At 50.7% G+C, this 17,230-nt stretch carries 21 protein-coding genes; all 21 read right to left on the bottom strand.

Annotated features, from left to right (window positions below; all coding sequences use genetic code 11):
- Positions 1–15: 15 nt before the first annotated feature.
- A complete protein-coding gene (gene ligA / locus HDT28_03570) occupies positions 16–1,953 on the bottom strand; it encodes an NAD-dependent DNA ligase LigA (GenBank protein ID MBD5131656.1) in 1,938 nt (645 codons plus the stop codon).
- A 4-nt stretch (positions 1,954–1,957) separates the two neighbouring features.
- Positions 1,958–4,237 (bottom strand): UvrD-helicase domain-containing protein, encoded by a 2,280-nt coding sequence (locus tag HDT28_03565; GenBank protein MBD5131655.1) that lies wholly within the window; start codon positions 4,235–4,237, stop codon positions 1,958–1,960.
- A 27-nt stretch (positions 4,238–4,264) separates the two neighbouring features.
- Positions 4,265–4,642 (bottom strand): hypothetical protein, encoded by a 378-nt coding sequence (locus HDT28_03560; protein MBD5131654.1) that lies wholly within the window; start codon positions 4,640–4,642, stop codon positions 4,265–4,267.
- 273 nt (positions 4,643–4,915) lie between these two features.
- A complete protein-coding gene (locus tag HDT28_03555; GenBank protein MBD5131653.1) occupies positions 4,916–5,377 on the bottom strand; it encodes a hypothetical protein in 462 nt (153 codons plus the stop codon).
- Positions 5,374–5,856: a pantetheine-phosphate adenylyltransferase gene (coaD, locus tag HDT28_03550; GenBank protein MBD5131652.1), complete on the bottom strand. Its 483-nt coding sequence runs from the start codon at positions 5,854–5,856 to the stop codon at positions 5,374–5,376. Before coaD ends, HDT28_03555 begins: the two co-directional genes overlap by 4 nt.
- Complete coding sequence (gene rsmD / locus HDT28_03545) at positions 5,828–6,388, bottom strand: 16S rRNA (guanine(966)-N(2))-methyltransferase RsmD (GenBank protein ID MBD5131651.1); 561 nt, start codon at positions 6,386–6,388, stop codon at positions 5,828–5,830. Before rsmD ends, coaD begins: the two co-directional genes overlap by 29 nt.
- Position 6,389: 1 nt before the next feature.
- Complete coding sequence (locus HDT28_03540; GenBank protein MBD5131650.1) at positions 6,390–6,950, bottom strand: 5-formyltetrahydrofolate cyclo-ligase; 561 nt, start codon at positions 6,948–6,950, stop codon at positions 6,390–6,392.
- Positions 6,922–7,917 carry an alanine racemase gene (gene alr / locus HDT28_03535; protein MBD5131649.1) on the bottom strand — a complete coding sequence of 332 codons (996 nt, stop codon included), beginning with the start codon at positions 7,915–7,917 and terminating at the stop codon, positions 6,922–6,924. Before alr ends, HDT28_03540 begins: the two co-directional genes overlap by 29 nt.
- A gap of 53 nt (positions 7,918–7,970) precedes the next feature.
- Entirely contained in the window at positions 7,971–8,342 is a 372-nt protein-coding gene (locus HDT28_03530; GenBank protein MBD5131648.1) for a F0F1 ATP synthase subunit epsilon, read from the bottom strand.
- A complete protein-coding gene (gene atpD / locus HDT28_03525) occupies positions 8,339–9,769 on the bottom strand; it encodes a F0F1 ATP synthase subunit beta (protein MBD5131647.1) in 1,431 nt (476 codons plus the stop codon). Before atpD ends, HDT28_03530 begins: the two co-directional genes overlap by 4 nt.
- Positions 9,766–10,599: an ATP synthase F1 subunit gamma gene (gene atpG, locus HDT28_03520; protein ID MBD5131646.1), complete on the bottom strand. Its 834-nt coding sequence runs from the start codon at positions 10,597–10,599 to the stop codon at positions 9,766–9,768. Before atpG ends, atpD begins: the two co-directional genes overlap by 4 nt.
- Complete coding sequence (locus HDT28_03515) at positions 10,596–12,401, bottom strand: F0F1 ATP synthase subunit alpha (protein MBD5131645.1); 1,806 nt, start codon at positions 12,399–12,401, stop codon at positions 10,596–10,598. The genes atpG and HDT28_03515 overlap by 4 nt, the downstream gene beginning before the upstream one ends.
- Positions 12,401–12,919, bottom strand: coding sequence for an ATP synthase F0 subunit B (locus HDT28_03510; protein ID MBD5131644.1), 519 nt, complete (start codon positions 12,917–12,919; stop codon positions 12,401–12,403). Before HDT28_03510 ends, HDT28_03515 begins: the two co-directional genes overlap by 1 nt.
- Positions 12,920–12,933: 14 nt before the next feature.
- The gene (atpE, locus tag HDT28_03505; GenBank protein ID MBD5131643.1) at positions 12,934–13,143 is read right to left on the bottom strand and encodes an ATP synthase F0 subunit C; all 210 of its coding nucleotides are present in this window, start codon (positions 13,141–13,143) and stop codon (positions 12,934–12,936) included.
- A gap of 70 nt (positions 13,144–13,213) precedes the next feature.
- Complete coding sequence (locus HDT28_03500) at positions 13,214–13,879, bottom strand: F0F1 ATP synthase subunit A (protein MBD5131642.1); 666 nt, start codon at positions 13,877–13,879, stop codon at positions 13,214–13,216.
- Between the two features lie 81 nt (positions 13,880–13,960).
- Positions 13,961–14,344, bottom strand: a complete 384-nt coding sequence (locus HDT28_03495) for a YraN family protein (GenBank protein MBD5131641.1) — start codon at positions 14,342–14,344, stop codon at positions 13,961–13,963.
- A gap of 13 nt (positions 14,345–14,357) precedes the next feature.
- On the bottom strand, positions 14,358–14,993 hold the full coding sequence (locus HDT28_03490; GenBank protein ID MBD5131640.1) for a ribonuclease HII: 636 nt from the start codon (positions 14,991–14,993) through the stop codon (positions 14,358–14,360).
- Positions 14,986–15,819: a ribosome biogenesis GTPase YlqF gene (gene ylqF / locus HDT28_03485; GenBank protein ID MBD5131639.1), complete on the bottom strand. Its 834-nt coding sequence runs from the start codon at positions 15,817–15,819 to the stop codon at positions 14,986–14,988. Before ylqF ends, HDT28_03490 begins: the two co-directional genes overlap by 8 nt.
- On the bottom strand, positions 15,809–16,507 hold the full coding sequence (gene trmD, locus HDT28_03480; protein ID MBD5131638.1) for a tRNA (guanosine(37)-N1)-methyltransferase TrmD: 699 nt from the start codon (positions 16,505–16,507) through the stop codon (positions 15,809–15,811). Before trmD ends, ylqF begins: the two co-directional genes overlap by 11 nt.
- Positions 16,497–17,012: a 16S rRNA processing protein RimM gene (gene rimM, locus HDT28_03475; GenBank protein ID MBD5131637.1), complete on the bottom strand. Its 516-nt coding sequence runs from the start codon at positions 17,010–17,012 to the stop codon at positions 16,497–16,499. Before rimM ends, trmD begins: the two co-directional genes overlap by 11 nt.
- Positions 17,009–17,230, bottom strand: a complete 222-nt coding sequence (locus tag HDT28_03470) for a KH domain-containing protein (GenBank protein MBD5131636.1) — start codon at positions 17,228–17,230, stop codon at positions 17,009–17,011. The genes rimM and HDT28_03470 overlap by 4 nt, the downstream gene beginning before the upstream one ends.

The following is a 17,230-nucleotide window of genomic DNA, read 5'->3' as shown; positions in this document are numbered from 1 at the left end:
ACTCTAAGACATATTTCAACTGTTTAGCATATTTTTAAACTCGGTTTCGTCGATAATTTTTTTACCGAGCGATTGTGCTTTTTGAAGCTTACTACCCGCGCTCTCGCCCGCAATTACTATATCGGTAAGCCTAGACACGCTCGACTGAACGATACCGCCGTTGCTCTCTATAAGCGTGCGCGCCTCGTCGCGCGTAAACTCGGTCAGCGAGCCGGTAAGCACGAACTTAACGCCGTCGAATTTCCCGCCCGACTGTTTTTTATATACGGGATCGATTCCAAGCGATTTATACTTAGCGACTACGTCGGCGTGGCGTGCGAAATACTCGACGATCGACTGCGCCACGATACCGCCTATATCGGGGATAGCTGTAAGTTCTTCCTCGCTCGCTTGCATAAGCGCGTCGATAGAACCGAAGTGAGACGCAAGATCTCGCGCCGTCACTCGCCCGACGTTATCTATACACAGCGCGTTGATAAAGTGCGGCAGGTCGACGTTTTTCGATTTTTGCACGGCGGATAAAAAATTATTGATCTTCTTGTCCTTAAATCCGTCGATTTGAGAAAGCATATCTGCAGTAAGCTCGTAAAGCTCGGCGGCGGACCGAACGTTAAGCTTGTCGTAGAGCTGTTCGGCAGTCTTAATACTTACGCCGTCAATATCCATACATTCCTTGGTGCAGAAATGTTCTACACGCGCAACGACCTGGGCACGACAGCCGTAAAAGTTTTCACAAAAAAGGTTTGCCCCCTCCTCGACAAGCTCGCTCCCGCAGCACGGACATTTCGTAGGCTTTTCGATTTGCTTGGCTTTTTCGCTTTCCTGCGCCACGCCGAGAATTTCGGGAATAACGTCATTACTGCGGCGAATGAATACACGCGAACCTATCGTCACGTTCTTACGCAAAATATCGCCGTAGTTATTAAGCGTTGCTCGCTTGACAGTTGCGCCACACAGCTCGACAGGCTCCAACAATGCAAGCGGAGTAAGTTTACCAGTTCGCCCCACCTGCCATACTATATCGTCAAGTACGGTAGTAGTTTCCTCGGCTTCGAACTTGTACGCGATCGCCCACCTGGGGAATTTATCGGTATAACCGAGTTTACGGCGCACTTCCGCATCGTCGACCTTGATTACCATGCCGTCGATCGCAAAATCGAGCTTGCTTCTATCCACCGATTTTATCTTGTCGATGATCTGCTCTATATCGTCGGACGTAAAGCACATTTCGGTCTTAAATCTGTTTTGCTTGATAAAATCGAGCTGTTCGGTTTGCGACATCGTTTTGTCGCCGTCCATGTAGTTCAGATTATAAAAAATAACGTCGAGATTGCGCTTTGCCGTTTCCTTTACGTCGAGATTGCGTATCGCGCCCGCAACCGCATTACGCGGATTTTTGAGCGGTACGGCGGCGGTTGCGTTGTACTTATTCAGCGCGCTAATACGCATTATGCCTTCGCCCTGAACCTCGACCGTGCCTTTATACGGAATAGACAGCGGAACGGACTTTACCGTTTTTATTTGCTCGGTGACGTTCTCACCCGTTTCGCCGTTGCCGCGCGTAGAAGCCGTTACGAGCATACCGTCCTTATAGGTCAGACAAATGGTAAGCCCGTCGAGCTTGTATTCGAGCGTGCATTGGGGCGCAAACCCGAGCGCGTTTTTCAGCTTTTCGAACCATGCGCGCAACGCGTCGAAACTGTTGCATTTATCCAAGCTGTACAGCCGCCGTATATGCGTATGCGGCAAAAATTCTTTAAGCGGTTCGCCACCTACGCGCCGCGACGGAGAATTATCGAGTACTGTGCCTGTAAGCGTTTCGAGCGTAACAAGCCTATCGTAAAGCGCGTCGTATTCCTTATCTGACACGATCGGCTCGTCCAAGACATAGTATCTGTAAGCAAGATCGTTGAGCTTGTCGACAAGCTCTTTCATTTCGACATTGACATCCATGTTATTATTCCTTTATGACGGTCAGCGGCGCAAACCCTACGGCAAGCTGCATAACTCCGCCGCGCTCGAAATCAATTTTCGCGTAAATATTATTGCCCATATTCTCGACGCCTATTATCTTGCCCTTGCCCAATCGCTTGTGCATGACGGTAGCGCCGACCTTGTAGTCATCGGCAACAACGGCGTGTTCTTCTTTTTTTGCACCCAGCGTTTTGCCGAAATCGCTCTTATACGAACCGCTGAACTTTTCGCCCGTAAACTCCTGCTTTGGCGCGGACCCGCTGCCGTACGACGGCGCGCTTCGGTATTGAGTAGTCGCCGAAGCGCGCGCAAACTCGCCGACGCCGCGATACGACGGGCTGGAAGTGTAAATGTCGCGGCTGTCCGCCTGCCGCTCGACAAGTCCGCACTCGGTAAGAAAGCGCGACGGTATAGAGTATCGCGTTTCGCCGTACAGAAAACGCGATTTGGAATACGTCAAAAACAGCCTGCGCTTGGCGCGAGTAACCGCTACGTACATGAGCCGTCGCTCCTCTTCCATATGGTCGGAAACGTCGGCGTTAACGCGAAGCGACGGGAATATGCCGTCCTCTAAGCCTACGACGAATACGACCGGAAATTCCAAGCCCTTTGCGCTGTGAACGGTTGCAAGCGTTACGCAGTTGTCATCGTTCATTTCGTCGGTATCGCTGTACAACGATACTGTTTGAAGATAATCAGACACCGTAGAATTGGGATTGCTTTTTACAAACTCACGCACCGAGTTAATAAGCTCGTATATATTTTCGAGTCGCGCTCTGTCCTCATCGTTTTCCGAAAACAAATCGTCGGCATTAAGTACGTCGAAAATGAGGTATTTGAAGAAAGCGGTAACCTCACCCGCCGCCTCGACGTGAAGTCTTTCGAGAACGCAACCGAACTCTATTAGCTTGGATTTAAGCGCGGACTGAAAAGGCGCGATTTCCGCATGGGTTATAACACTAAACGCGCTCTGATTAGTTTGCGCCGCGTACTCGCGTATCTTCTCGATAGAAGCTTCGCCGATGCCGCGACGCGGGAAATTGATCACGCGAAAAACCGCTTCGTCGTCGTAAGTATTGACCGATAGCCGCGCATACGCCAAAACATCTTTAACCTCTTTTCGGTCATAGAACTTAAACCCGCCGTACACCTTATGCGATATTCCGTACTGCAAGAACCGTTCTTCGAATTGTCGCGTCAAAGCATTTAGCCTGAACAGCACGGCGCAGTCACGGTAATTATACTCTCCCTCGTGAATAAGCTCGTATATGGTGCGCACAACGTAGTCGGCTTCGAATCCGTCGGTCGCCGCACCGAAGCAAACGACCTTTTCTCCGTCGCCGCGCTCGGTATAAAGTTTTTTATCAAGTCGCTGCGTATTGCATTTAATAATGCGGTTTGCGATTTTAAGAATGTTAGCGGTCGAACGATAATTCTGTTCGAGCTTATAAACCTTGCAGCTGAAATCTTTTTGAAAATCGAATATGTTTGATATGGACGCGCCGCGCCAAGTGTAAATACACTGATCTTCGTCGCCCACCGCAAAAATATTGCCATGCTTACCCGCCAAAATCTTTGCGATTTCGTACTGAACTATATTTGTATCTTGGAACTCGTCGATATGTATATACTTGAATTTTTCCTGATAAAAGCTGCGCGCTTCCTCGCACGTTTTTAGCAAGTGCAGCGTATAGTTAAGCAAATCATCGTAATCGAGCGCGTTGTTGCGTTTCAGTTCTTTTTGATAGAGCGAATAAACGTCGGCTATATCCTCTGCGTCTTGCTTATACTTGTAGACTCCGCAATATTCGTCGGGCGACAAACCCTTGTTTTTGGCATTGGATATTTCCGCCGCCACACGTTTAACCATTTCCTCGTTAAGCTCTTTATCCTTGCAAATACGCTTGATAACCGCTTTTGTTTCGGTCTCGCCGTAAATGGTAAAGTCCTTAGAAAATCCAATCCAATCGATAAACCTACGAAGAATACGTACGCACGCGGCATGGAAAGTAAATATCCAAACGCCGTCTACGTTGCCGAGCATACCCTCCAACCGCGTACGCATTTCATTAGCAGCTTTGTTGGTAAAGGTAATGGCGAGAACGTTATACGACGGCACGTGAAGATCTTGAATAAGGTGCGCTATCCTGTGCGTAAGCATTCGCGTTTTGCCGCTGCCTGCGCCGGCGGTAACGAGCACTGCGCCGTTGGTATCGAGTACCGCCATCTTTTGTATTTCGTTTAGTTCGTCGAGATTATACATATTTCCTCTTATGCGCGGGCAGAAAGTTTACGCGCCCGTATGTTCGTTATAATACCGCGCTTTCAGTTCGCGGAATTTTTCGGACAGCTCCAATATATACCGCTGTTTACCTCCGGCATCGAGTCCTTCGTACACTTCGCGGTCGATAAGCTGACCTATAGGGTTGGTCGCGACCTCGTCGCTGTCTAAAATGTCGCACACCTTGCGGTACATTTTTTCGTCGAGAACTGACAGACGCGTATCGTTAGGCGCGTATCTCGCGCGATCCTCGGCGTACACAGCCTTTGTCGCGGCGACGTCGCTTTGCTGTAACCGATCGCTTTTTACTGCTTCCCAATACCCCATTTTAAGCCTTTGCTTAGCCAACCAACAACGTTTTTTAAGTTCTCCCGCTTTACGTGCCATAGCGTATACCTCCGTTACCAGTTCAGTATACCATATCAATAAAGCGTTGGCATGAATGCGCCTAAATTCGACCTATTAAGACCAAACTCGTCCGTTTACGCAAAACGATAGATGAATATTTATCAAACTCTCTCCGCAACAGCGCACAATAGCCACTTGATCTCGGCAAAACTCAAACACAAATCGGTAATAGATTGACCTAATCGCTTATTTTATCTACGATTATTCAACCGATATTATCGGTTTTATCCTCTCAATCATAAGTAATCGAAATTATTTTTTGCCGTCGAGCGCCGAGCGCAGTTCCTCGCGGTTGGTGCGAACGACGGCGAGCGTCGAGCAAAGGAAGTTTTCCGTCTCCTTAAAGAGATTATCGAGGTGCGCCTTAGTGCGAAGAATAAGATTGTCGCATTGTGCGTACGCGTTTTCTATGATCTGCTTGGAAGCTATCTGCGCGTTCTTGACGATCTCCGTTTCGGACACGAGCGTATTCGCCTTTTCCTCGGCTGCGCGAATTGTATTCTTTGCCACCACGTCGGCGTTGGATAAGATCTCTTTACGCTTTTGCTTAACGTAATCGGCTTCGTCGAGCGAAGCGGGCAACGCCTTAGACAGTTTGTCGCAAAGGTCCAAGCATAAATCGACGTCCGGCTTTTTGGAGAAAAAACCGTGACCGTTATCGAGCTCGTCACGGAGCTGAGCCAAAATTTCGAGTGCGTCTACCTGTTCTTTCATAAAGTCTCCTTTATCGAATACGTCGATTTGATCAATTTAACTGCTTTGGTCGATACGTACCCGTTTATATCACAATCAAGCCCTACCATCTCGCGAACTACCGAGGACGATATATGCTTGTATTCGGGTTTGGTTATAAAACAAACCGTATCAACGCCGCCGAGCAAGTCGTATACGCGCGAATGGTCGCTCTCGTACTCGAAATCTACCGAGTTGCGTATGCCGCGAACTATCACGCTCTTACCCTGCGTTTTAGCGAAATCGGTAAGCAGCCCGTCGAACGGCATAACGATAACGTTATCCAACGCGCTCACCGATAATTTAGCTATCGCTACGCGCTTGTCGATATCCGCCGTGACCTTGTCCGTAACGTTTGCAACAGCGATCACCACTTCGTCAAACGCTTTCGCCGCACGTGCCGCAACGTCCAAATGCCCGAGCGTAAACGGATCAAACGCTCCCGCAAATATCGCCTTCATTATCACCTCGCACAATGTCGAACGCCGAAGCGCCGAACGACCTACTGTCTATTATACACGTTTTATCGACTTTAAGCAAGCTATTTTCGATCGCACGTTCGATAACCGCAACGCCGTTTTCGCCGAGCATTCCGTACTTAACAAGAAGCTTTAGCGCTTGCTCGCCGAACCCGCTCTTATACGGCGGATCGCAAAACACTATATCGAATCGCTCGTTTTTGAGCAATCTCAAACTTTTGCGAAAATCGCCGCGAACGAGCCGCATTTTGAGCCGAAGCTTGTCCAGATTAGCAGCTGCGTTATCGGTATTCATATCGACAAATACGCAATCCTTCGCTCCGCGCGACAGTGCTTCTATACCGAGCGAGCCGCTGCCGCAAAACACGTCCAAGCACCTAACGCCCTCTTTAAGAATACCCTTTGCTTGAAGCACGGAAAAAAGACTGCCTTTAACCAAGTCGGTCGTAGGTCGCACTTCGCCGCGCGGCGATATAAGCTTAGTTCCTTTGTACAGTCCGGCAATTACACGCATACTAAAAGTATATCACCTTTTGTTCGGTAACGCAACAATCGAGGGGTATATCGTGCGCCTGCTCTGAAAAATTTGCGTGCTGGCTCTCGAACGCCAAACCGACCTTCCGTGCCGAAAAATCGCAAAAGAATTTGTCGTAGCACCCCTTACCGTATCCTATGCGGTAGCCGCCGTCGTTAAAACCGACGAGCGGAGTTATACAATAATCGAGAAAAATACCCTTAATTTTACACGAAGCAAAATAACAGTCGCTCGGCATATTTCCGTACTTATCGGGTTTATCAAACCTTTTTACGCGCCGCGGCAGAATTTTTCCATTCACTGTATACGGCGCAAATAAAACAATATCGCCTCGCTTTAACAGCTCGTCGTTGAGGTAGACGGTATCGACCTCAGAGTCGATGGAAATATAGGTCATAACGTTTCCGCGCACAAGCGTCAATGCCCGCCGTGCGATCTCTGTCGACTTTAAAAGCTTGTCCGTTATTTCGGCGCGGATACGAAGAAGCTCGCTTCGCACCGCCGCTTTATCGCTATATGTAAAATCTTTCGTTCCGTCCATTAAAGCCCGTCAACACCTCATAAACTATCGTTCCGTAACACTTGGCAAGATACTCCGCATCGTCCTTATCGGCTATAAGGTAGGCATACTCGCCCACGCGGCAAAGCGTATTCGTTACGTCTATCATAGTCAGATCCATGCACGGCTGACCGATAACCGGACACTTAATGCCGCGCACCTTTAAGTATAACTGCTTATCGCACCGCCTAAGCCCGTCGGCATATCCGCACCTGACGGTCGCGACCGTAGTGTCGCGGTCTAGAACGTAATCACCGTACCCAACGTGCTCGCCTTTACTCACGCGCGAAACGCTCACAATCTTGGCGCGAACCTTCATTACCTGTTCCATGCCCTTGCCGTAGCCGTACATGGCTATCCCGCCGCGCGTCATATCGAACATATCGAATCCCGGTAGATCTAGCGCACACGACGAATACAAATGCCGATTTTTTCTCAGAATCGGCTCGACGGTGAGCCGCTCGAATTCCGACGCTTGCAAGGTCGCGGACGATATGCCGCCGTACAAGTGCGAGTATACCGACCACGGCATAATATCACGGCTTTTGCACTCCGCGACTATTTCGTTTAGCCTGTATTCGTCGGCGCCGAGCCTGTTCATGCCCGTGTTGATCGCGACCGAAAAACGCTTGTATCCCGCGCCGAGAATAGCGGTGAGCTGCTGCACGTCGCACACCGTAGGCACGATTTGCGGCTCGTAAACGCGCGTAAACGGCGCAATATCGCCGCCGAGCACCAATACGGGCTTATCGGTAAGCGCCAAAAGCGTAACCGCTTCGTCCGCCGTAGCGACCATAAAACAATCGACGAGCGGCTCTATATACTTGCACACCGCCACGCCGTGACCGTACGCGTCCGCCTTAACGACCGCGCAAAACGCGTTGCGGGTCGCGGCGCGAAACTTCCTGATATTATGCCGCATACGCGACAAGCTGACTACCGTTTGCATAACATAATTTATGTATGCGGTTCAAACGGTATTCGTCACTCCCGCCCGTCTTTTTATTTAATATCTCTGATCGTAGAAACCAGTCTGGCTTTAAGATATTTATAGTCCTTTTCGCTAAAACCTTTCTTGCCGTTTCCAAAAGCCTCGTCATCGTTCAAAACCATTGGTCCGTCCTTCGAGCAGTACGAAACGATAACCGTTATGCCGTCGTTTTTAACGCGGACAATGCCGTCGCCGCAATAAAATGTTTCGTTGACGGTTTGGGACTTGATAACGAGCTTACCCTCTTTAACGACGGTAATTCGCGGCAGCGCGCCGCGCATAAAGCCGACGCTCCCGTCTGTGGTATTGAACGATAAATATTCTATCTCGCCGTTATAAAAGTCACTTTTTGGCGTGACGATTTTAAGATCGAACGTGCTCAATCGTTAGCCTTTTCCTTTACTTCGTCGAGATCGCCGACCATATAGAACGCCGACTCGGGATATTTATCAGCTTCGCCTTTGAGTATCGCGTCGAAACATTCGAGCGTAGTTTTGAGCGGCACGAACCGTCCGTCCATTCCCGTATAATTCTTTGCGACGAACAACGGCTGCGAGAAAAAGCGTTGAAGCTTGCGCGCACGATATACGATTGCCTTATCCTCCTCGCTCAGCTCGTCCATGCCGAGTATGGAAATAATATCGCTCAAATCCTCGTAGCGCTGCAAGGTCGCCTGCACGCCGCGCGCCACGTCGTAATGCTTAGCGCCGACGATCGTTTTTTCGAGCATACGGCTCGTAGACTGCAAAGGATCGACCGCGGGATAAATGCCCTGCTCGACTATCTTGCGGCTGAGCACCGTCGTCGCATCCAAATGCGTAAATATAGCGGCGGGCGCGGGATCGGTCAAATCGTCAGCGGGCACGTACACCGCCTGAATGGAAGTAATAGAGCCGTTCTTGGTCGTTGCGATACGTTCTTCGAGCGCGCCCAGCTCGGTTGCGAGCGTCGGCTGATAGCCAACCGCCGACGGAAGCCTGCCGAGCAGCGCGGACACCTCGGATCCCGCCTGAATGTAGCGGTAAATGTTATCTATAAACAAAAGAACGTCTTTATTCATTTCGTCGCGGAAATACTCGGCGACGGCGAGCCCCGTCATGGCGGTGCGCATACGCGAGCCGGGCGGCTCGTTCATTTGCCCGAAAACAAGCGCCGTTTTATCGAGAACTCCGCTCTCGGTCATGTCGCAAATCATTTCGTAACCCTCGCGGCTGCGTTCGCCCACGCCCGTAAAAATCGAATATCCGCCGTGCTTGGTCGCAACGTTGTGGATAAGCTCCATAATGAGCACGGTCTTTCCTACGCCCGCACCGCCGAACAAACCGATTTTGCCGCCGCGCTGGTACGGCGCGATAAGATCTATTACCTTAATACCCGTTTCTATGACCTGTGCGCCCGATTTCTGTTCGTAAAACTCGGGGGCTTTTCTGTGAATGGAGCGGTGCGTCTCTGACTTGATCTCGCCCTTGCCGTCGATCGGGTCGCCGAGAACGTTCATAACGCGACCCAAAACGCTCGTGCCGACGGGCACCGAAATAGGATGCCCCGTCCCATACGCCTTCATGCCGCGAGCGATACCCTCTGTCGGTTCGAGCGCGATACACCGAGCCGTGGACGGCGGGATATGGCTCATAACTTCGAGCACGATAAACCCGTCGGCGGCGGATGTATTGACCGAGCTCGACGCTATCATGTCGTGTGTGTCTACGACGATTTTTTCATAGATTTTAGGGAGCTTCACGTTGAACTTAACGTCCACGACGGGACCGAGAACGACGGATACTATTCCCATATTGTAGTCTTTTCTCATTGACCGTTTCCTTGTTTGCCGAGCGCAGAAGTCGCGCCTATGATCTCGACTATTTGCTCGGTTATAGCCGATTGCCGCGCCTGGTTGTACTCCAACGATAACGCAGATATTACCTTATCCGCACTGTCGGTCGCGGTAGACATAGCCGACTGCCGCGCGCTGTGCTCGGCGATATTCATTTCGCATAGCGCGTCATATATCTTCCCCGCAACGTACAACGGTAAAAGCGTTTGAAATACAGCATCGACCGACGGCTCGAAACAATCTACTTCCACATCTTCACGCGATGTGCTCTCTAACGGCAAGATATCGAGCTCGATCGGCTGTTGCGCGCCCGATACAGATTTTGCGAATACGATACTGACCGAGTTAATATCATTGCCGTATCTTTCGAGTATATTGCTTGCCATCTTCCGCGCCACGCCGTACGACGCCGAATAAGAATGTATAAAGCTTAGATCGGTATTGGGTCGAGACCTGTAATGCTCGTCGCCGAATGAACCGACAGGCATTACTATATCGTCGCTAGAAATAACGCTGTCGGCAAATTTGAGTATATCGTCGTCGAAGCTTCCGCACAGTCCGCGGTCCGACGTGATCACTATAACGAGCTTATTCCCGTTCGGTTTTACGCTCAAACTCCTTGCCGCAGGGCTGCCGATAAGCATAGACATTACTTCGTCCAATTCGGCGAAATAGGCTTGGGCGTTTGCGTACAGCTCGGTCGCCTTATGAAGCTTGGATACCGAAACCGTTTGCATTGCGCCTGTTATCTTTTTGGTTTGCTTGACGGACGCTATTTTTCGTTTTATCTCAGAAAGATTGCTCATTTCTCTCCGTCGCTCAAAAAGAACAGTTCAAACTCGCGAACGGCGTCCTCGATCGCTATACACATATCCATGGAAAGCTCTTTACCCGCTTGAAGCTCTTTTACTATCTCGAAATAGTTCATTTCAAAGAACTTTACAAACCGATCCTTAAACTCGCCTATGCGGTTTACGGGTATATCGTTTAACAATTCTTTGGTAGTCACATAGAGAAGCACGATTTGATTCTCCACGCTCATGGGAGAATGTACGTCTTGCTTGATTATCTCGGTCGTGCGCTTGCCCTGTTCGAGCATTGCCGTAGTCGATTGGTCGAGGTCCGCGCCGAACCGCGCAAACACAGCGAGCTCGCGGTATTGCGAAAGATCGAGCCTTAATTTTCCCGACACCTTTCGCATAGCCTTGGTCTGCGCACTGCCGCCCACGCGCGACACCGAAAGTCCTACGTTTATGGCAGGACGGACGTCCGCGTTAAAGAGATCGCTTTCAAGGTAAATTTGACCGTCGGTTATGGATATGATATTTGTAGGGATATACGCCGATATGTCGCCCGCCTGCGTTTCGACTATGGGGAGCGCCGTGATCGATCCCCCGCCGAGCTCGCCGCTAAGCTTAGCCGCGCGCTCCAACAACCGCGAATGCAGATAGAAAATATCCCCGGGGTAAGCTTCCCGTCCCGGCGGGCGTTTAAGAAGCAGGCTCATGGCGCGGTACGCCACTGCGTGCTTGGACAGATCGTCGTAAACGATAAGAACGTCGCGCCCCGCATACATAAATTCTTCCGCAATGGCGCAACCTGCGTACGGCGCAATATACTGTAACGGCGGGCTGTCGCGTGCAGTCGCGCTGACGATAACGGTATAGTCCATTGCGCCGTGTTCGTTGAGCGTGTTTACTATGCTCGACACGGTAGACGATTTTTGCCCGATAGCAACGTAAACGCAAATTACGTTCTTGCCTTTTTGGTTAAGAATGGTATCGACAGCGATCGAGGTTTTACCCGTTTGCCTATCGCCTATAATGAGCTCGCGCTGACCCTTGCCTATCGGTATCATGGAATCAATCGCGAGTATGCCCGTTTGCATAGGCGTATTCACCTTGTCGCGATCCTTGATAGCCGGCGCGGGACTTTCTATGGGACGAAACTTTTCGGTCGTAATATCGCCCGCACCGTCGATCGGTTTGCCGAGCGGATTAACTACGCGCCCGAGCAATTGCTCGCCGACAGGCACCGAAACTATCATGCCCGTAGACTTTACGAGCATACGCGCGCTTACCTTGTCCTCGTCGTCGAGCACGATCGCGCCCACGTTGCCGTCCGTAAGGCTCAAAACGATAGCCTGAACGCCGTTCTCGACTTCGAGCATTTCGCCGTACTCGGCGGAAGCAAGCCCGCTGCACATGATAACGCCGTCGCCGCAAAACTCGATACTGCCTGCGGGACGAACGTCAAACGTTTTTTTGAAATCGCCGACCGTGCGCGCTAAAAGCTTATCGGTCGACTTGATTATATCGGACGCGACGTCCTCATCGTCGGCGCGCTTTTGTCCTCGCCTGCGCTTAGGGGGCGCTGCGGCTTCCTCTGCGTGAAGCTGCGAGTTAAGAGTGCCGAGCTGCGAGCGCATAGTGCCGTCATAATAGTCTTCGCCGTCTACGACGAGCAAACCGCCCAAAATATCCCTGTCTATTTTATAGACAAACTCGACCTTTTCGGGCTTGTGCTTAGCCGAAAAAACCTTTTCTATCTTTTTGATTTGCGAAGGGTTAAGCTCGACAGCCGAGGTTACCTCAATAACGCGAGCCATCAGTTATCCTCCCAATCAGACAAAACCTGCTCGATAAGATCGGCGTTGTCCTTCTCGGTTATCTCGCGCTCCAAAAGCTTTTCCGCGACCTGAACTGCAAGAGTATTCACGCTCTCACGGTACTCGCCCTTTAATTGCGCCGACTGCATAGCCGCTTCCTTCTTTGCGCCGTCTACGATAGCGTTAGCCTTTTGTTGTGCCTCGTCGATAATGGCGTCCGCCTTTTCCTGCGCGGCAAGCGCGACCTCGGCAGCTGCCCTGGCGCTCTCCGCCTTTGCGTCGGCGGTGATCTTTTCGTACTCGGCTTTGACCGATTCGGTCTCGGCTTTCAGCTTTTCGTTCTCTTGATAAACGTCGTCAAGGCTTTTTCGCTTTGCCCTGAGCATTTTCCTGACGGGAATATATACCAATCCGACTAACGCCCCTATCAACAAAATAAAGTTGACGAGGTAAAAGAGCATCGACTTCCAGTCGAGCCCGAATACTTCGAGAAGATTAGCGCTTAAAAAAGTCGTCATAACTGATAAACCGATTACATAACTATCAGCATGATAGCAATAAGCAAACCGTATAACGCCGTAGTTTCGCAGAACGCAAGACCGATTATGAGCGACGAACGGATCTGCTTAGCCGCCTCGGGCTGGCGCGCCATGCTCTCCACGGCTTTCCAGGTGGAAATACCCATGCCGATAGCCGCGCCTACGCACGCGATAGACGCCAAGCCTGCGGCAAGCGCCGTCATGCCCTCTGCGCCCAAAAACGTTAATACGGGCAAGATCGTTGTGATAAAAGATTGCATAATTACCTCCCAGCTATTCGATAGCTTCGTTTACGAAATTCATTGACAGGAACATGAATATAAATGACTGAATTAAAGCATGGAACAGCGTAAATACCGGTTCGAGAATAACGGGCAGAATATTTCTGAGCGCCGTTTGATACACGAGATCCATAATCAAATATCCCGAATACACACTGCCGAATAACCTTAACGCCATTGAAAACGGAACGATACAATCGGTGATCAACGGAATAACCGCGGCGTAATGCAACAGTCGCCTGCTCTTGTTTTTGATAAACCCGAATATCAATACCGTAAAGAACGTGATAAGACCGAGTACGAGATTACAGTTAAGATCCGACATCGGCGACCGCAAACCCAAAAGCTCTATCAGTATTCCAAACATGATAAACGCCGAACAGCCGAAATAAAGCGAACCCACGGGGTACGAATATTTCTCGGTCATTTCTTCGGCGTTGCCGTCGAAAATTCCAACTACCCATTCAAAGAACATTCTAAACGCCGAAATATGCTTAAAATCCTTATTCCAGCGCGGAATAAAGAATATACGCACGACTGCCGCAAAGACGATCAGCGCGACCGTTACAATGCAGGTCGACAGCATTGTTTCGGTTATATTGAAGTCGCCTACGGTAGCTACTACGCGCGGCGCAATGGCGGGAAGTTCGAATTCCATCAATTTTATTATATCACCGTAGCATAAAAAAAGCAACTGTTTTGTAATAAACAGCTACCTTATCCAAGTTTTACTCGATTATTAATAATTCAAATAACTATCGAAGGCGTTTACAATGTGATTGACCGTTTTATCGTTAAGATACACTTCCACTATGTCGTAGCGGATAGGCACGCCGAATAATCGAAACTGCTTAACGTACTGCGAAGTGACCTGCGAAATCTTTTTGACCTTTTCGTGCCCTACCGCTTCGGCAGGAGTGCCGTATTCGAGCGACAGCCGCGACTTGACCTCGACGGCAATTAACGTATGCTCGTCGGTAATGAAAATATCCACCTCGCCTATATCGGTGGTGTAATTGCGGTCGAGCACCCTGTATCCGTGCGTTTCGAGATACTTGACGGCGAGGTCCTCGCCCGCCTTCCCTCGCGCGTTTATTCGTTTTTTACGCTGTCTGCCGAACATTATTAATCGTCGTTTAACCTACGTTTACGAAATTTTTAATAAAAGTCAAGCGGTGCTCGGGGCACGCGCCCGTATTTTTTAACGCCGCTATGTGCTCCGCCGTGCCGTACCCTTTATTGCTAGAAAAGCCGTACTGCGGATATTTAATATCGAGCTCGCGCATAAGCCTATCACGCGTTACCTTGGCAATGATCGAAGCGGCGGCAACGGAATAGCTCTTGGCGTCCGCCTTAACGATAGGCTCGTACTTGACCGCAATATCGAGGTTTTTTACCGCGTCGATAAGCGCAAGATCGGGCGGTGTTTTCAGTCCCTCGATAGCGCGCTTCATGCCGAGCTTTGTAGCTTCGAGGATATTGATCTCGTCGATAGTCTGTCTATCGATAAGCACTACGCAGTAATCGGCAACCGCCGTGATTTTTTCGAACAGTTCTTCGCGTTTCTTCTCGCTTAGCCTTTTACTGTCGTCAATGCCGAGAATGGGCGTATCGAGCGGCATGACGCACGCGCAAACGGACACAGGTCCCGCAAGCGGACCGCGCCCCGCCTCGTCCACGCCCGCGAGCCTTAACGCACCGAACGCTTTATCGAACTCTATAAGCCGCGATACTTTTTCGAGCGGCGTAAGCCTTATCTTTTTTTCAGTCATTAGCCCGCTCCAACGCTATTTTCCCGAGCCTGCCTTTTCGGTAGTCGTCCAAAAGCGCGACTGCCGCGCGGTCTACGTCGAACTCACCGCCGCGCGCCTTGAACCCGCGCGCTTTCGCTACCGTTTCGAGCCCGCCGTCCGCTTCCACGACAGAGCCGTAACGCTTGCTCAAAATACTCTCATCGATCGCGTTCAGCCGCGAAATAAGCGCAATCGCAAGCTCTGTCGGGTCTAGAACTTCGTCCTTAATGCTTCCTATGATAGCAAGGTTTTCGCCCACGCGCCTATCGGTGATCTTAGGATACAAAGTACCCGGCGTATCGAGAATATCAAGCGAATTATCAACACGCGTCCACTGCGCCGTACGCGTAACGCCCGCGCGATTGCCCGTCACGAGCCGCGCCTTGCCGCACAGACTGTTTATTACGGTCGACTTGCCTGTATTGGGCACGCCGAGAACCACGGCGCGAACGTGCTCGTTAAGCCCGCGCGAACGCTGGCGTTCGAGAGTTTTTACGCACGCTTTTTTTATGGCGAACAGCACTTTTTTTCGGCAAGTGCTGCTCGTGCCTTCTATCGGCAATGCGATATTGCCGTTACCTTCCAGCTTGCTTACCCACTCGTCAACGACCGACTGTTCGACGGTGTCCGTCTTATTTAATAAGTAGACAATGGGTACGGTTATCATCTTATCGAAATTAGGGTTAAAGCACGACCGAACCGCGCGGCTGTCGAGCACGTACACCGCGCAATCGGCGGCGGATAGACTCGCCTCGATCTCGCGCGTTGATTTAGCCATGTGCCCGGGAAACCAGTTAATTTCCACCGTTCACCCCCTCGCCAGATCTTTTCAAAAGATCGGGTCTGCGCGCCGCCGTAATCTTTTCGCTTTCGACCTTGCGAAACTTAGCTATTTCCTTATGGTTGCCATTAAGCAAAACTTCGGGAACTTTAAGCCCCATGAACTCGAGCGGGCGCGTGTAGTGCGGATATTCGAGCATACCGTCCGAAAAGCTCTCGTCGGCATACGACTCGCTACTTCCCAGCACGCCGTCCACAAACCGCATCGCGCTGTCTATAACGACCATCGCCGCAAGCTCGCCTCCCGACAACACGTAATCGCCGATCGAGATCTCGCGGTCGATACAAAGATCGATTATACGCTGATCGATCCCCTCGTAATGACCGCACAGCAAAAGCAAATCGTTATGCGTCGCAAGCTCGCGGCTGACCTTATCGCTGAGCGTTTGACCTTTGGGTGACATATAGATTCGCAAATACTCGTGATCGGGGTCGACCGCTTGAATGCAGTCGTAAATAGGCTGCGGAGTCATTACCATGCCCGCACCGCCGCCGTACGGCGTGTCGTCGCACTTGCCGTGCTTCTCGGCGGAATAGGCTCGAATATCCACGGCTTTAAAATCGATAATACCCTTCTTTATAGCCCGACCCATTATGCTGTCGTTAAGGCAAGCGAACATATCGGGAAAAAGCGTAAGCACTCTAATCCTCATCGTACACCGCCACTTCGCTCAGCCTGTCGCCATCAACTTCGAGTTCATGCGTTTGCTCGTTAAACGCCGCGTTAAGCGCTTTTACGAACGCAAAAGTCATTTCGCCGCCGTTTTCGAGCGCTACCGTGAACACGTCCGCCGCACCGAACGACTGAATATTTTTAACTACACCGATAAGCGTTTTTTGCTCGCCCTTTACCGCGACGAGCTTCGCACTCAGTAGATCGGCAATAAAGAACTCGCCGTCATCGAGCGGAACGGCAACCGCGCGCTCGATTTTAACGAACTCGCCGCGAAGCTTCTCGGCAGCGTTACGATCATCCACGCCGACAAGCTTTATAAACACGTCCGCGCCGGAAACGCGCACCGATTGGATACGCATGGGCGTATTGCCGACGAACACGCTTTTAAGCACGCTAAAGCGCGACGGGTCGTCGGTCATTGCTCTGACCTTAACCTCGCCGCGCACGCCTTGCGGTTTACTTATTTGTCCTACGGTAATCAATCTTCGTCGATCTCGACAGAATAGTTCTTGCCGAGCTTACCCGACGCGGCTTTAACAACCGAGCGGATTGATTTGATTATCCTGCCCTGCTTGCCGATAATCTTGCCGATATCGTCCTTTGCTACCTTGACTACGACCACGTCGCCGTCCTCGGTAACCGATACCTGCTCCTTATCGTCAACAAGCGCAGTAACGATGTATTTTACTAATTCGGTCAT

The sequence above is a fragment of the Clostridiales bacterium genome, from assembly GCA_014799665.1.
Classification (GTDB): Bacteria; Bacillota; Clostridia; order Christensenellales; family Pumilibacteraceae; genus Anaerocaecibacter.
This window is presented reverse-complemented; position numbering and strand designations above follow the sequence as displayed.

Excerpts from the sequence above, each read along its gene's own strand:
- ligA (MBD5131656.1), bottom strand. The coding sequence starts at position 1,953 with ATGGATGTCAATGTCGAAATGAAAGAGCTTGTCGACAAGCTCAACGAT.
- HDT28_03565 (MBD5131655.1), bottom strand. The coding sequence starts at position 4,237 with ATGTATAATCTCGACGAACTAAACGAAATACAAAAGATGGCGGTACTC.
- HDT28_03560 (MBD5131654.1), bottom strand. The coding sequence starts at position 4,642 with ATGGCACGTAAAGCGGGAGAACTTAAAAAACGTTGTTGGTTGGCTAAG.
- HDT28_03555 (MBD5131653.1), bottom strand. The coding sequence starts at position 5,377 with ATGAAAGAACAGGTAGACGCACTCGAAATTTTGGCTCAGCTCCGTGAC.
- coaD (MBD5131652.1), bottom strand. The coding sequence starts at position 5,856 with ATGAAGGCGATATTTGCGGGAGCGTTTGATCCGTTTACGCTCGGGCAT.
- rsmD (MBD5131651.1), bottom strand. The coding sequence starts at position 6,388 with ATGCGTGTAATTGCCGGACTGTACAAAGGAACTAAGCTTATATCGCCG.
- HDT28_03540 (MBD5131650.1), bottom strand. The coding sequence starts at position 6,950 with ATGGACGGAACGAAAGATTTTACATATAGCGATAAAGCGGCGGTGCGA.
- alr (MBD5131649.1), bottom strand. The coding sequence starts at position 7,917 with ATGCAAACGGTAGTCAGCTTGTCGCGTATGCGGCATAATATCAGGAAG.
- atpD (MBD5131647.1), bottom strand. The coding sequence starts at position 9,769 with ATGAGAAAAGACTACAATATGGGAATAGTATCCGTCGTTCTCGGTCCC.
- atpG (MBD5131646.1), bottom strand. The coding sequence starts at position 10,599 with ATGAGCAATCTTTCTGAGATAAAACGAAAAATAGCGTCCGTCAAGCAA.
- HDT28_03515 (MBD5131645.1), bottom strand. The coding sequence starts at position 12,401 with ATGGCTCGCGTTATTGAGGTAACCTCGGCTGTCGAGCTTAACCCTTCG.
- HDT28_03510 (MBD5131644.1), bottom strand. The coding sequence starts at position 12,919 with ATGACGACTTTTTTAAGCGCTAATCTTCTCGAAGTATTCGGGCTCGAC.
- atpE (MBD5131643.1), bottom strand. The coding sequence starts at position 13,143 with ATGACGGCGCTTGCCGCAGGCTTGGCGTCTATCGCGTGCGTAGGCGCG.
- HDT28_03500 (MBD5131642.1), bottom strand. The coding sequence starts at position 13,879 with ATGGAATTCGAACTTCCCGCCATTGCGCCGCGCGTAGTAGCTACCGTA.
- HDT28_03495 (MBD5131641.1), bottom strand. The coding sequence starts at position 14,344 with ATGTTCGGCAGACAGCGTAAAAAACGAATAAACGCGCGAGGGAAGGCG.
- HDT28_03490 (MBD5131640.1), bottom strand. The coding sequence starts at position 14,993 with ATGACTGAAAAAAAGATAAGGCTTACGCCGCTCGAAAAAGTATCGCGG.
- trmD (MBD5131638.1), bottom strand. The coding sequence starts at position 16,507 with ATGAGGATTAGAGTGCTTACGCTTTTTCCCGATATGTTCGCTTGCCTT.
- HDT28_03470 (MBD5131636.1), bottom strand. The coding sequence starts at position 17,230 with ATGACCGAATTAGTAAAATACATCGTTACTGCGCTTGTTGACGATAAG.